The organism is Marinimicrobium agarilyticum DSM 16975 (genome assembly GCF_000423345.1).
Taxonomy (GTDB): domain Bacteria; phylum Pseudomonadota; class Gammaproteobacteria; order Pseudomonadales; family Cellvibrionaceae; genus Marinimicrobium; species Marinimicrobium agarilyticum.
Map to the genome: position 1 here is coordinate 705,467 of NZ_KE384008.1, position 13,798 is coordinate 719,264.

At 56.0% G+C, this 13,798-nt stretch carries 9 protein-coding genes; 1 reads left to right on the top strand and 8 read right to left on the bottom strand.

The window, feature by feature from the left end:
- Positions 1 to 21 precede the first annotated feature (21 nt).
- The 7 genes from wecB to G547_RS0119100 all read right to left on the bottom strand — a co-directional run bounded on the left by wecB (position 22) and on the right by G547_RS0119100 (position 10,866).
- Positions 22 to 1,140, bottom strand: coding sequence for a non-hydrolyzing UDP-N-acetylglucosamine 2-epimerase (wecB, locus tag G547_RS0119070; RefSeq protein ID WP_027331193.1), 1,119 nt, complete (start codon positions 1,138 to 1,140; stop codon positions 22 to 24).
- 26 nt (positions 1,141 to 1,166) lie between these two features.
- Positions 1,167 to 1,451 carry a hypothetical protein gene (locus G547_RS0119075; protein WP_027331194.1) on the bottom strand — a complete coding sequence of 95 codons (285 nt, stop codon included), beginning with the start codon at positions 1,449 to 1,451 and terminating at the stop codon, positions 1,167 to 1,169.
- Positions 1,452 to 1,473: 22 nt separating this feature from the next.
- Positions 1,474 to 3,447, bottom strand: coding sequence for a coiled-coil domain-containing protein (locus tag G547_RS0119080; protein ID WP_027331195.1), 1,974 nt, complete (start codon positions 3,445 to 3,447; stop codon positions 1,474 to 1,476).
- 169 nt (positions 3,448 to 3,616) lie between these two features.
- Positions 3,617 to 5,179: a coiled-coil domain-containing protein gene (locus G547_RS0119085; protein WP_027331196.1), complete on the bottom strand. Its 1,563-nt coding sequence runs from the start codon at positions 5,177 to 5,179 to the stop codon at positions 3,617 to 3,619.
- A gap of 309 nt (positions 5,180 to 5,488) precedes the next feature.
- Positions 5,489 to 6,859, bottom strand: a complete 1,371-nt coding sequence (locus tag G547_RS0119090; RefSeq protein ID WP_027331197.1) for a hypothetical protein — start codon at positions 6,857 to 6,859, stop codon at positions 5,489 to 5,491.
- A gap of 315 nt (positions 6,860 to 7,174) precedes the next feature.
- A complete protein-coding gene (locus G547_RS0119095) occupies positions 7,175 to 8,257 on the bottom strand; it encodes a hypothetical protein (protein ID WP_027331198.1) in 1,083 nt (360 codons plus the stop codon).
- A gap of 2 nt (positions 8,258 to 8,259) precedes the next feature.
- Positions 8,260 to 10,866: a hypothetical protein gene (locus tag G547_RS0119100; protein WP_027331199.1), complete on the bottom strand. Its 2,607-nt coding sequence runs from the start codon at positions 10,864 to 10,866 to the stop codon at positions 8,260 to 8,262.
- A 387-nt stretch (positions 10,867 to 11,253) separates the two neighbouring features.
- Here G547_RS0119100 and G547_RS0119105 point away from each other — a divergent pair, with 387 nt between their 5' ends.
- On the top strand, positions 11,254 to 12,279 hold the full coding sequence (locus G547_RS0119105; protein WP_027331200.1) for an Rpn family recombination-promoting nuclease/putative transposase: 1,026 nt from the start codon (positions 11,254 to 11,256) through the stop codon (positions 12,277 to 12,279).
- Positions 12,280 to 12,317: 38 nt separating this feature from the next.
- Here G547_RS0119105 and G547_RS0119110 read toward each other — a convergent pair whose 3' ends face one another.
- Positions 12,318 to 13,742: an MBL fold metallo-hydrolase RNA specificity domain-containing protein gene (locus G547_RS0119110; RefSeq protein ID WP_036189393.1), complete on the bottom strand. Its 1,425-nt coding sequence runs from the start codon at positions 13,740 to 13,742 to the stop codon at positions 12,318 to 12,320.
- Positions 13,743 to 13,798 lie beyond the last annotated feature (56 nt).

Consider the following 13,798-nt stretch of genomic DNA (forward strand, 5'->3'; position numbering starts at 1 on the left):
TGTTGCGGCGCGGGCTGGCAGTTAGTGGGCCAGTAGCGCGTCGATAATGCGGTGGCAGGCTTTGCCGTCACCGTAGGGGTTGTGGGCAAAGCTCATTTCTTTATAGGCGCTATCATCCGTTAGCAGGGTGTTCAGTTCCCGGGTAATGGTACTTACGTCAGTACCCACCAGTTTTACCGTGCCAGCGTCGACCGCTTCGGGTCGCTCGGTGGTATCGCGCATCACCAGCACAGGCTTACCCAAAGAGGGGGCCTCTTCCTGAATGCCACCGGAGTCGGTGAGGATGATGTGGGCGCGGTTCATCAGGTAAACGAACGGCAGATAGTCCTGCGGTTCGATCAGATGGATGTTGCTGTGGCTGGCCAGAAGGCGGTTGACCGGTTCCTGAACGTTGGGGTTCAGGTGTACCGGGTAGACGATCTGGCACTCGGGATGCTTGTCGGCGGTTTGCGCGAGCGCCTCGCAGATGCGTTCAAAGCCACCGCCAAAGCTTTCCCGGCGGTGGCCGGTGACCAGAATCATGCGCTGCTCGTCGTTCAGAAACGGGAAACGGCTGCGCTGCTCCGCAGACAAGGCGTCTTGCGTATCCAGCTTATGAACCACTTCCAACAGAGCATCAATCACGGTGTTCCCGGTCACGTGGACACTGGCGTTGCTTATGCCTTCTCGCAGGAGATTCTGCCTGGAGGTGTCCGTAGGTGCGAAATGCTTAGCTGCCAGGGCACCCGTGAGCTTACGGTTGGCCTCTTCCGGCCACGGTGAGTAAAGGTTACCGGTGCGCAGCCCGGCTTCGACATGACCCACAGGGATCTGCTGATAATAGGCCGCCAGGGTGGTGGCAAAGGTGGTCGCTGTGTCGCCGTGAACCAAAACGATATCGGGTTTGAATTCCGCCAGCACAGGTTTGATGCCTTGGAGGATGCCGGTGGTGACGTCGGTCAGGTCCTGCCCCGGTTTCATGAGGTTAAGGTCATAGTCCGGGGTGAGTTCGAACAGGCTGAGCACCTGATCAAGCATTTCCCGGTGCTGGGCGGTAACACATACTTTGGCATTGAAGCGCTTGTCTTCAGCCAATTGAAGCGCCAAGGGCGCCATTTTGATGGCCTCGGGTCGAGTGCCAAATACTGTTAGTACCTTCATAGAAAACCGGTCGACATCTTATGTAATTACTTATCCAACAGCTGATACTCCAGCTCCTGACTTCGATTGAAATAATACTCCAACAACTCTTGGGTATTTTGAAGTTGTTGTTCCAGAGAGATGCCCTCCTCGCTTCCAATGAGATTGGACGTCGCATTGTTTTTTAGACGGCGCTGGCAAAGGGCGATGTTTGCCTCGAACAAGGTCTTCCCAAGGCGCTCACTGGCTCTCTGGTAGAAGTCCAGTGCCGTTTGGTATTGGCCGGAGTAAAATGCGCTGACGGCTTGCGGGACGATGGGCTGAGCATCCATTTGATTCAGTCTCCATATGTGGTTAAACGTTATTGATGGCCATCAGTGTGGCCCCTTTCTCCAGATCAATGATCTCCTTGCGAAAAGCAATGCCACGTTGTTCCAGTAGTGTGCTCCAGCGCTCGGTAATGGTGTGCGCTTCTTCGCGCAAAGTGTCACTTAAAACCACATCTATTGTATGATTCCCAAGGGCATTTAACAACTTCGGTAAGGCTGGGAAACGGGCATTGGGACCGGTTTTACTCGGCGGGCCATTGACCAGAATCAAAAACTTGGCGGTACGGCCTTCGTATAGACGGGTGATCTGCTCAAGGGTACTGTCACAGCCGTAGTGGAGGTAATCCTGCCCCTGATGACGATAATCAATCAGCGGAGCGTGCACCAACTCGACCACTTGTTGCAGACCGTTCGTGGCCAGGACCTGTTCGAGCTTGGCGTGCTGTTCTTTACGATGCTCGAAGCTGATGATGCGTTTGGGCAAGTCGTCGTCATCCGGGGTGACGAAGGCAAGTTCTTTGCCGTTTTGGGATTCGCCATTGTAGCCAAGCTGTTTCTGTTCATTGTGGTGACGAGTGGCTCGCTTGAGCACAGTTCTGGCCAGAAAGCCAGTGGAAGCGCCGCTGCCAAACTCGATGATCAGGTCGTATTGGCTGGTTTCAATTTTTTCGGCCACGTAGAGCGCAAGCTGAGCACTGAGCGCGGTACCTACTTGCTTCATGGGCAGATTGCCGTTTTGCAGGTAGCCTTGCAACGCAAGGGTATTCTCCAGTTGCTCGCTATTGCGCTCGAGCTTCCGATCCATGTGGCTGTTAACGTTTTGGGTAATGTTCTGTGTCACTGTTGCCAGTTGCGCTTGGAGTTGTTCAAAGCGCTTGGCATTGTCGCCCTGCTCTTTCAGCTGCTGCTGCAGGGTTTGGTTTTGCTGTTCGAGGAATTGATTTTGTTGCTCTGCTTCCTCCACCTGCTTTTTGCGGTTGGCTAGGTAGGTTTTGTGCTTTTGCAGTTCTTCCTGAGTGGTGCTGTGCTCGGCCCGTTCGGCGTCGAGCTGCTCTTTGAGCTTTTGCTGCTGCTGTTGCGCGGCTTTGCTGGTTTGCTGTTCCTGCTCTAACTGTTGCTTAGCCTCTTCAGCTTCATTTTTGAGCTTACTGAGCCCCGCTTTGGTCTGTTTGAGTTCCTCTCCGGTAGTGGCGAATTTCTCCCGAATCTCGGCTAGTTCCTTACGAAGTTGGGTAGCCATACTGTTGGCCTGATTGAGTGCCGCACCCAGCTCCACTTCCCGCTCTTGCAACTTGGCAACCGTGTTATCCATCTCGCTGGAGTGCTGCATGGCGTTTTCCAGGCGGGTGGTGAGTTCCTGCTTTTCCAGCTCCAGGGCCTGGGCTTGACGGGCCATGGGGTTGCAGGCCAAGTGCCACTGGGGCCAGTCGGTTTGGCTGTGGTGTTCGGCCTTGATCTGGTAGCCGGCGCGCTCTAATTCGGCCAGGGCGTCAGTGGCGCGGCTGGCACTTTCGTAGTACACATTCCGCGGACAGGTCAGCCAGATATGGCTGATATTATCGAGCAGTTTCGCTTCGGCCAGGGCCTTTAGAATGGTCTGCTCGGCGCCTGGAGTCTCAAGTACCAGCAGGTTGCGTTCGCCTTTGAGGGGAAACTGAGCCAGGAGCTGTTCCGGGGTTTGGGTATCGACCTGATGCTGGGCGGTGATGCGCAGGCCGGGAAACAGGTCCCGCAGGCCGGTAGGCCGATAGAGGCTGGCGGCTTCGGGAAGGTTGTATTCGTTCAGCTGATTGAGGGAGGGGTCAGTCGTGACGGCCACTTCCAAGACTTGAACGCGTCCGTCCTGTGCCGCTCGGCGGCGCAGCGAATCGGCCAGGATTGAAGAGGGCTCTACCAGGAGGATGCGTTTGGCATCAGAGTCCAAGTACGAGGGGAGCTCTTCGCCGTATCCTGCGCCGATGTGTAGGATGGTTTCCAGGTTCTCGGGTAATTCAGTCATTGGGGGGTCCATTGATCCAATGTTTGGTATGGATTGCGAGTTTATTGGTTCGGTTTCAATCAGGATTGAGCCTTTACGGGGTCTTTAACTCCATCCATCACGGAGCCCCCTTGGCGTTGGAACAAGCACCCGCAAAGTGGCGCATTTTACCACACAAAAATCATGAAAGTCAGATCTTACGGCCTTCCTCTTTACCATGGAGCAGGTAATGCACCAGTGGATTCAGCCCAGCTTCTGCGACATCCGGATTGTTTCTCAAGTACTTTTTAGCATCAAATTTAGGGCCCGGAGATCGCCCTTCGGGGCCACCGTGCAGCACAAAATGCTCAATGGGGTTGGGGAACTCAGCGGCAACGTCCGGGTTCTTTCTCATGTACCAGTCAGAATCAAACCAACCGCTGTCACGCACCAGCTTTTCTTGCGCCTTGAGCTGCCTGTGGGAGCGCCGAAAACTCAGCACGGGCGCGGCAAGCTTCCGGAAACTCAACCCTTTCTGTTTGTGAGCCTGCTCGACCTGAAGGCTTTTCCTGAGCACTTGCACAACTTCTTTGAGCTCTGCGTTCTCTTTTTCAGCATTGCTCAACGCCCGTTGGTTCTTCTCTAGCTCACCGGCTTGTTGCGCATTACGCACCTCAAGCGCTTCCATGTCAGCGCGCAGCGTGCGGTTGCTACTCTGGTGATAGGCCAACTCTTCCTGAACTCTGACCAGCTGTCTCAGCACCTTATCGTTCTCGATGCGCAAGCCTCGGCTGATCTTCCCCTTCAGCTCTTCAATTGTTTTTTGCTGTGTTTGCTGCCTTTTGAGTAACGTTTGTGTCTCGGTGCGCTCAGATTCCAGCTGCTTCTCTAGATTGACTTTTTGTGCCTCAAGCGTCTTTAGCTGGCTCTTAAGCGATTCATTTTGATGCTGGCTGTCTTTGAATTGGTTCTGGAGGCCTTTGAGCTTGTCATTGCCCTCCGTTAGCTCACGCTCTTTTTCGTTCAACGCCAGAAAATACTTTTCCAGCTCTTCCTGCGTCTGAAACAACTGCTTAAGCAGCAGGTCATTCTCGTCTTTAATTTCTCGCTCAGAGTCTTCGCTCTGCTGGAGCTTGACGCTTAACTCGTTAATTTCACCCTGCACGTCTGCGTTTTGATCGGCGGATTGACTGCTCCGTGGAGCTTGGCCGAGTTGCCGCGCGATACTCTGGAGATCGGGCTTTGGCGGCTCAAAATGAGCATCAGCCAAGGGGACGCTACTGGCCTCCAACTGCGCCAACAATGGGGCCAAGTGAGAGGACGACTGAGCCACCCATTGAGTCGCCAGCAATACGTTAAACTCAGAAGGCCGAGCGGGCGACTGAATATCGCTTTTAGCGGGCTGCGCTAACTGATAGAAAGCGCTGTGGTTTTGCCTGAGCCAGGCGACCAACTGCTCGGGATGCTGGGCCGCCGCCCAGATATCCACCATGACAGCCTGACGGCGGTTCGACTTGTAGAAGTCTAGAAGACGCTGGGCATCGGATTGCCATACCTTCAATGCTCGCTCGCCGTCCCGCCCCTCATCAAGAGCGCTGGCAATTGCGTACTCGGGGCGAGCGTGCAGCAGTACCCAGGGACCTGAACTTTTACTATCAAGCTCGTCGGCGTTCAGTGGTCCCGGTTCTGAGGTGCTTTGCCAGCCGAGTTGTTCAAGCAAGGGCTTCAGGCAAGCCCAGGGGGCAAAAGGGGTTACGCCGATCGTCAGGGGCATTCGGTGGTTCACTCCGGTGTATTCCGTGCTGCTATTGGGCCGCCCGTCAGGGTCCCGTGGGTGCTGGTGCTAAACGTTGCGAAATTTTACATTTTTCACTGAAGGTACGCTACCGCCCTACCTTGTCATGACGGCACCACCAACATAGTCGCCACTCGTTTGACAAAATGGCATATTGCATGTCGTCCGAGCCAACTCATTTACGTAAATTCCCGGACATTCGAGGAACGTTCGCCGAATTTTAGCGAAAATAGAAGCAAATCCTACATCTCGGTATTCGCCAAGCGGCCGGCGCACCGTGGGCGCCAACTAGGCTTCGCACTGATTTGCTAGTTGGGCAAAGGAAAGGTGGGGAGTTTGAAGAGTGTGCGGAATATTGTAAAGAGCTTTTAAACAGCGAAGCCAGAAGCCGCTGAATGACAACTCGTCACCCACTTCTGGCCTCAGAACTATCACATCTTTCCCTAGGATGGGAGAAGTGCCGGTCACTGGTTCACCAAACTCAACCACTAGAAACTGGCTCACCCCTTCACTCCGCTGACGCGCAATCCAGGCCAACGCCCTTAGGTCGCATCGCTTAACCAGAGCAACACGCGTGTTTTGGGCAGTAGGCGCCTGAGGCAAGGTTTTTCTCTGATGGTTAAAAACATACTCCGCCAAAGCTGGAAGAACGTCAGATGATTCGGCCTTTCTCAACTCGATTTGCAACTGTTGGTGAAACCTCCATTTTCCAGCCTCGGTGCGGGCAACTCTGGTGAGCGAGTAGTAGCCATTAATTTTACCAAACAGCCGCAGCACAGCGCTTTTTTGGGTGTAATTGGTGACCTTCGGGTTCTCAGGGGTAATTTCGGCGCCAAGATTGCACTGCAAAGAGGTATCTACCCAGCCGTCGACGTCCTTCAACAGGCCCATATAATGGGATTTTCTGAAGATTTCGACACCCTCCCTGACAACGAGGGGGCTAGCAGGCTCTATGTTTAAGGCATTCAGAATCAATGAAAACTCGTCGAACTGCCGGGGAAACAGGTTGTTGTTGTAACCGCCTTCCCTGTACAGGCGGGCTGGTAAGGTAACCCGCCCACACGTGCCGTCGCCCCAAGTCCCTGAGAAGTGGTGGATTATACAGGGACCAAATTCCGCCATAGCCTGCTTGGTGCGAACCACCTCCTCCACAGTGAGGTAATTGTCTCCGTCAAGACTGGAGTAGAAACCCGTCTGTACAAGATTCGCAAAGGAGTTCTTGGCTCTGGGGAAATGCCAGGTTTTAAGTGGGGGCATTTGGTTGACGCTGAGTAGTCCGGCATCCAGATAGACCGCCCCCGCCTGAGTGATCCACAGATAGGCTTCATCATCACGGTCAAAGAGATTGACGATGAGTTTGACATGGCGGAACTGGGAGAGCACATCAAGATTGTGCAGCAAGGTCTTCTTCAAGTCGCCCAGGCGGTTGAAAATGGGCACACAGTAGGTGATGTGTTCTTCTTGAAAGCCGGGACTACCGGAGCGCGGCGCTCTCTGGTTGAGAAAGCGGGCCCGTTCGGCGCGGTTGCAGAGTTCAATAATGTTGGCGAACAAGTGTTCACCCAGCTCGGCGGCAAGGGACCGATACAGGTTACGAGCGGTGTGGTAATGGCCTTTTTTAAAGGCGTGAGCGGCTTGCGTACTCCGTAGGTTTTTCATCACAGTTCCCTTGTGCAGACTTCGCCAGCGCGAGTGATCCCCGAGCGGCAATTCCGCCGCGCCCGCGGCTCGCTGATTCTGAATGAAGGCGCGATTTTATACCGCTCCCCTTTCAATTCCAAGGCGGTTTTGTGATAGGCATCCCAATTTGGCGCCAAATACCCCTTGGGCATTTCGTTTGGCAGCAAAATAGTCACAAGTACTCCTACTCATTAACATGAGCTTGCGTCGATGCTAAATCCTAAGTCTTGGACTGAAGGTAATCTGTTGGAGTTCGGTGAGGGATTGTGAAAAGGTGTATGTGGTGTCTGTAGCTCAAGGGAGGTTGTAACTGAGGTTGACGCTCAAGCTGTGGGCGTCGCGCCAGCGGCTTTGATCCGCCATTAAGCCCAACTGCCAGCTGGCCTGGTTCCATGTGAGCTCAAGCCCTTCCCGGTTGGGCCAGACGGTCAACTCGAGTTGGGCTCCTCCGCGAAGCCGGTAGCCCGTACCCAGCCCCCAGTGGTTCACGTCGAACCGGCGTTGCCAGACGGCGTGCAGTTGCCAAGGCGCCCAGTGGCGGGAAACCTGGGTGCGAATGTTGGGGGCGATGCGCTGGGTGTACTGGTCCTTGTACCCTTCCCGACCGGTGAACAGCGGGTTGAACCGGGCGTAACCGTCCTCTCCAATGTGTTTTCGGCCGGTGTCGGCCTGGCCCAGGGTGTGGGGAGCGTCTTTCCACCGCACTGTCGCCAGCAGGTCTTTGGCGGTGGCCTCGAGTTGCCACTGGTTGCTCGGCAGCCAATGCAGCTGTACATCCAGCGCGGCGCCCCGACCGCTTGCGCGGTTTATGTCGGGGCGATTAAAGACGGGGTCGCGGTAGTAGACATAGTCGATGTTGGCCTGAATCTGGTACTCGGTGTCCGTCCGTGCGCTGATTGTGCCTTCCAGTGTGCCGTCGACCAGGTGGCTGGTGTCGAGGTAACTGATCCCGGCACTTATCCAGCCATCGGACCAGTGGTGCCGGTAGCCTACTCTGAGGCTGTGTGCGGCGAAGCTGCTGGCGGTGAGCGTCAGGGGGACCGGCTCGCCCTTGGGGAGCGGCTCATTGCGTTGGATGCGGCCGTAGAAGTCGGCCGCCTCGGGGTTGATGCGGGTATTGGCCTGGGCTCGCCGTTGCCAGGAAAGTTCAAGGCCGCTGGCGAAGCGGTAGCCAAGAGTGAATTCGGAGGTGAGCCACTGGTGCTCGCCGTATTGGAAGTTGTCTCCCCAGTCTTTCACTGTCGCTGAAACGGGCTCGGGCTCGCTATAGGCGTCGGTGGACACTCCGGCGAACCAGCCGGTGTCGGCGCTCAGTGCGGGAGAGCAAAGGTAAAAAAAAGCGAGGCCGAAGCCTCGCCAAAATTTTCGGTTGTTCATTCTCAGAACAGGGATTCAATCTGGGTTTCTTCACCGTCCTGGAATACGAGAACGGGCTGGCCTTCGCGCCATTCCACCTGCCCGACTTCGTCGCCGTCGATCAGCGCCTGACCGGTCAGGTCACTGACCTCACCGTCGGTAAAGGTGGCGGTCATCGCCAGTTCGTAACCCTGGGCGTTGAAGAAACGGAGCGCGAGCGCCTCGGGGTTGTCCAGGTTGTCTCCGCCGATCTCCAGAGTGTAGTTGCCGCCATCCCAGTCGATGTTGGTGCGGACGGTGCCCGCCTCGAACCCTGTGCGGTTGAAGGTTGCGGTGACTTGCGCTGCGGGTATCTCCGGCAGCGCTATGCCCAGTGATGCAGTAATGGAACCCTGAAGATAATAATCGCTATTTTCAAAGCTTGACAGCACGACTATTGACTGCCACCTACTAGTGTGTTCAGAGTACTCAAACGCAGCTCTTTCGATTTCATATGATGCGCCTGCGGAAATTCTCTCGTCCACTTTCGTACGGACGAACTCCTGCACCTCCTCTCGCTCTGGCTGTGTAAGCTCCCGGAAGAACTGAACATCATCGCTCCTTTCTTCTGCGGGCGCATAGGCGTAAATTTCGGACCACCGGGGGTAAAGGTAAATACCCAGCCGTTGTGGCTCCAGACTGCTTTCCCAGAACGTATCCTTAAGCCATAGATAGTCATCTCCGGTCATTTCACCGCCAACTACCATTGAAGTGCCAACACTATCAAGCCAACTAAAGGTATCAAAAGCAGCCGCGTTGCGAATATTCAAATTGACTGCAGCGTTGAAGCGAGTCACGTTGTTGGCGGAAATAAACTCGCCACTCAAACGGGCGCTTTTGGGTGCCAGCGGGCCGCCTTCAAGATCCGTATCCACAAACATACGAGCGTCGTTGCTGAGGCGAACCAACTCGACATTGGCGTCGCCGTTGAAGCGGTAGCCGGCGCTATTGATGGCAACGTCACCGGAGAAGCTTGCGCCCACCAGTGCGCTATTGACTTGCTCACCGTCAAAATTGCCCTGCTCGTCACTGCTGACCGTTGAGTCCAGTTCCAATGAAAGCGCGACGTTGTTCAGGCTCACCTGGTGGTCGCTATCTTCAGCGCCGACCTGACCGTTTACGCTAACTTCAGTGGTGCTCAAAAGGCGGGCCAGCCGAGCACTGATAATTTCGCCGTTGGCATGCTCAACGGTGATATCGTCGGTGGGAATCGAAGTGTTCAGGCTGACTTCAAACGGCACAAAGGCGCCACTGCTTCCACCCGTGGCGGTGCCTTTGGCGGTAATGCTGAGGCCGTCGTTGTCGGCGAAAACAAGCTCCGCCTGACCAACGGTGTTGCCGGCTTCGTCTTTAATGTCGATGGTTTCGGTGCCGCCGTTTTCCAGGTGCGTGACCAAGGTCTCGACGTTGCCGATGGCGTATTCGCTGACCTGGCCAACCACTTCACCCAAAAACTGGAAACGTGCCTGGGTTTCGCTGTCCATGGTCGCCCGCAGGGTGTCTTCGTCAATGTTGACGGAAGCGGTCAGCTCTTCTGAGCTGAGTTCATCCATGGATGAGAACCAGGTGCGGGTTTGGCCTACGAAGGTTTTATAGGCGGCGATTTTGTCGGCGTCGCTGGCGTCTTCACCCAGGTCCAGGTCTTCGTCGTAGTCGGGTTCAAAACCGTTGCCGCCGGCGGACTCGAGCCGTGCGGCCTGGTTGGCGAGCGCATCGCTGGCTTCACTGCCCACGCGCTCGGCGTTGGCGGTGATAACGCGGCTGACCGCCTGGCCCAGCTCAGCGGAGGAAAAGCCGTCTTCATCGTTACCGAGGCGGCCGTCATTCAAGGCGGCGGTGAACCGGTTGAGTTGGTCGGAAATACTCTCGGCGCCGTTGTCGCGGAAGACGATTTCAGCCACGGCGGCGTTCACCAGCGCGTATTGGGATTGTTCGGTATCCGCACCGTCCAGCTGGGACAGACCGCGAGCCCTTGAGCGAGAGACGTCAAAGCCCACGACCTGGCTGACTTCGGCGTTGGCCTGGCGACGGGCGTCTTTCAAAGAGGCGCTCGCGCCGTTTTCCCACAGCGCCTTGGCGCGGCTGGCGGCCATGGTGGACCAGGCAGTCACAGAGGCGGAGACGGTGTCACTGCCCTCCTCCTGCTCGACGATGGAACGCAGCGCGAAATCGCCCGGCACGGCAACATCTTCGCCCTGTGCCACGTCTCCGCAGCGGCTGGCATCGCAGACCATGGTGGTCTGACCGTCAATGGCAGTCACTTCCACTTCAATCAGTCCGCCGGTGTAGTCCGCACTCAGCGAGAGTTCGTACTCGCCCTGCTCGTCGGTTTGTGCGGTGCCGACGGCGTTCGGGAAGCGCTCGCCCTGCTCGTCCAGCTCGTAAGCGGTGACCTGTGCGCCTTTCAGCACCCCTTTGATGGCTTCACCGGTAATCATTACCTGACTATCACCGCCACCGTTGCCACCACCGTCGCCGGGGTCGGTAGGGTCGGGGGTGTTGCCGGAGCCGGATGATGATCCGCCACAACCGACCAGAGCGACCAGCGTAGCGACAGAAATTGCAGTGAGAGGGGCTTTGAGGAATTGCATAGTATCTCCTTGATTCCTTTTTACCGGAGGCCACAGATGGGCCCATCCAATAGACGAACAGCGCGAGGCTGTTGGCGTCAAATCTAACGTACGCACTCCAGTGAAGTAAAGAAAAAAATCGGCAAAAAGAAGCAATTGTCTTCGATAACGGTTCGATTTTTGTACAATGTGCGGAATTCATGACGCACCAACTAAAATGGCCGCCACTACCAAAACCTTCGCCAATTTTTCGTCACTAAAACCAAAGGGGTCAGGAACCAAAGGGGTCAGAGTCGTTTGATTTTTATGGAGCTGGCCTACACCGCGAGCGCCCGGTGGCATCTCATGCAGCGTTGACAAAACCGCGCCCCTGAAATACTGTTTATACATACAGATAAAGGAGCCGTTATGTCTAACAACAAGGATTCCACCCCGTTCGATGCCGGCTATAAGCTGCTGTTCAGCAATCCTAAAATCGTCCAGGATTTGCTTGAGGGGTTCGTGAAGCCCGAGTGGATCAACGAAATTGATTTCCAGACACTGGAGCCTTTCAAGGCCAGTTTTTCGACAGACGATTTACGCGAGCGCCATGACGACAGTATCTGGCGGGTAAAAATGGGACAGGATTGGCTGTACCTATACCTGTTGATTGAGTTCCAATCCTCCGATGACTACTTCATGGCCTGTCGGATTATGACCTACATGGGCTTGCTGTATCAGGACATTATCCGTCACGAGCCTCTACAACGGGGCCGCAAGCTGCCACCGGTATTGCCTGTCGTTCTATATAGTGGGTCTGGCATCTGGACTGGGCCGTTAAACATGGGAGAGCTCGTACATCGCCCTCACCCCGCTTTGGCGCGTTTTGTACCGGATTTGAGTTATTATCTGGTGGAAGAGCGGCATATTCCCGAGAGTTATAGCGACGATTATCCTGATAATATTTTAGGGCATATCATTGGCCTCGGCTTCAGCCGGAATACCGCTGACATGCGTCAACGTTTGCGCCAGCTCCGTGAGCTAATGAGCCGAACCGGTTATCGCCCTATGCAACGTTCGGTGGCTATTTGGCTAAACCGGTTGTTGAGAGTAAGATTTAGAGACGAAGCAATACCGGAGCTTCACAACTTAAACGAGGTAGACGCCATGTTGTCTGAGAAGCTGGCTGATTGGACGGAACAGTGGAAACAGGAAGGCCTGGAAGCGGGGTTAGCTGAGGGTCGCGAACAGGGTCGAAAGCAAGGTCTGGAACAAGGTTTGGAGCAGGCACGACAAAAAGAAGCTGCCTTTCTTCTGAAGCTTTTGGAGAAACGCTTCGGCCCATTGACGAACACCCATCACCAACGCATTCAGGCTGCCCCAGTGGAGCAGTTGGAAGTGTGGTGTGAGCGCATTCTGGATGCGGAAACCGTCGAGGAGGTATTTCCGCAGTAGCTCGAAATTGTCCGATGCTTCAAGGAAGATTGAGTGTGTTATTCATTCCCCGGTAGCACTATCTCGAGCCGGTGCTGTCGCTCGGCGCCCAGTTGCTCGAACTTTCTCTTCAATTCTTCCCGCGCTTCCCAATCGCCGTGAACCAGGCGAATGGTGTTGGGCCATTGCTTCATGCGTTTGAGGAAGTTGAGCAAGTCCTTCTGGTCGGCGTGGGCCGAGTAACCGCCGATGGTGGTGACGCCGGCACGAATGGTTTTGCGTTCGCCATCGAGCTCAACCCAACCGTGCTCGGGGCCGTGCTGCTGAATGGCTCGGCCGGGTGTTCCGACGGCCTGGTAGCCGACGAACAGCACGTGATGACGCGGGTCTTCGATCATGGCTTTGAGGTAGTTCACCACCCTGCCCCCGGTGGCCATGCCGCTGGCGGCGAGGACGATGGCCGGGCGGCCGGTTTTAGCCAGGTAGCTGACGGTTTGCAGGTGCTCGTCGTGGCTGTCGACGGTGTAGAGGTTGTCGAAGCTCAGGGGGTGGCGGCCGGCTTTGATACGCGTTTGGGCTTCGGCATCCCAGAAGGGTTTGAGTTCGCGATAGACCTGGGTGAATTTGGCGGCCAGCGGGGAGTCGACGATGATTTCCATGGCCTGCCAGCGCTCGCCACCGCGGTGGATCAGGTCTTCCAGTTCGTAGAGTAGCTCCTGGGTACGGCCGATGCTGAAGGCGGGAATGATGACGGTGCCTTCGTTTTCCAGGGCGTGTTCGACGGCGGCCTTGAGTTTCAGGCGTCGGTCCTTGCGGCTTTCGTGGAGGCGGTTGCCGTAGGTGCTTTCAATAATGAGAGTGTCGGCCTTGTAGGGGGATTTCGGAGCCGGCAGCAGCGGTGCGTAGGGCGCGCCCAGGTCGCCGGAGAAGACGGTGCGGTGAGTCTGGCCGTCCGGTTCTCTCTGGTCCACTTCCACGTAGGCGGAACCGAGAATATGGCCGGCGCGTTGGAGGCGGATTTGAACGCGGCGCCCCTTCTCGTCCAGCACGGTTTTCCAGGTTTTGTACGGGAGCGGGACCAGCTGCTGGTCGACTTTGTTCAGGAACTGCTCGATCAGGCGCCGGTCCCGGGTGAAGCCGATTTTGAGGGCGTCTTCGATGACCAGGGGCAGCAGTTTGGCAGAGGGTTCAGAGCAGTAGATGGGCCCGTCGAAGCCGGCCGCCATCAGGTAGGGTAAGCGACCGATGTGGTCGATATGAACGTGGGTGACGACCAGCGCGAAGACGCTGTCCAGGTCGAAGCGAATTCGGTGCTGTTCGAGGCTGTCGAGGTGGTCGGCGTCCTGCCCCTGAAATAGGCCGCAGTCCACCAGCATGGCGTGCTCGGGGCTGGCGATATAGCGGTGGCAGCTGCCCGTCACGCCGTCGGCGCCGCCGTGGTGGAGAAACCGGGGGTAGCTTTCCGTCATTGATTGTTTCGTCATAGGTGCTCCTTCTCCATAAGCCTTTACCCCTAATATAGAACAGGGGCCAACCTTTC

Coding starts and splice junctions, on each gene's coding strand:
- wecB (WP_027331193.1), bottom strand. CDS start 1,140: ATGAAGGTACTAACAGTATTTGGCACTCGACCCGAGGCCATCAAAATG.
- G547_RS0119075 (WP_027331194.1), bottom strand. CDS start 1,451: ATGGATGCTCAGCCCATCGTCCCGCAAGCCGTCAGCGCATTTTACTCC.
- G547_RS0119080 (WP_027331195.1), bottom strand. CDS start 3,447: ATGACTGAATTACCCGAGAACCTGGAAACCATCCTACACATCGGCGCA.
- G547_RS0119085 (WP_027331196.1), bottom strand. CDS start 5,179: ATGCCCCTGACGATCGGCGTAACCCCTTTTGCCCCCTGGGCTTGCCTG.
- G547_RS0119090 (WP_027331197.1), bottom strand. CDS start 6,859: ATGAAAAACCTACGGAGTACGCAAGCCGCTCACGCCTTTAAAAAAGGC.
- G547_RS0119095 (WP_027331198.1), bottom strand. CDS start 8,257: ATGAACAACCGAAAATTTTGGCGAGGCTTCGGCCTCGCTTTTTTTTAC.
- G547_RS0119100 (WP_027331199.1), bottom strand. CDS start 10,866: ATGCAATTCCTCAAAGCCCCTCTCACTGCAATTTCTGTCGCTACGCTG.
- G547_RS0119105 (WP_027331200.1), top strand. CDS start 11,254: ATGTCTAACAACAAGGATTCCACCCCGTTCGATGCCGGCTATAAGCTG.
- G547_RS0119110 (WP_036189393.1), bottom strand. CDS start 13,742: ATGACGAAACAATCAATGACGGAAAGCTACCCCCGGTTTCTCCACCAC.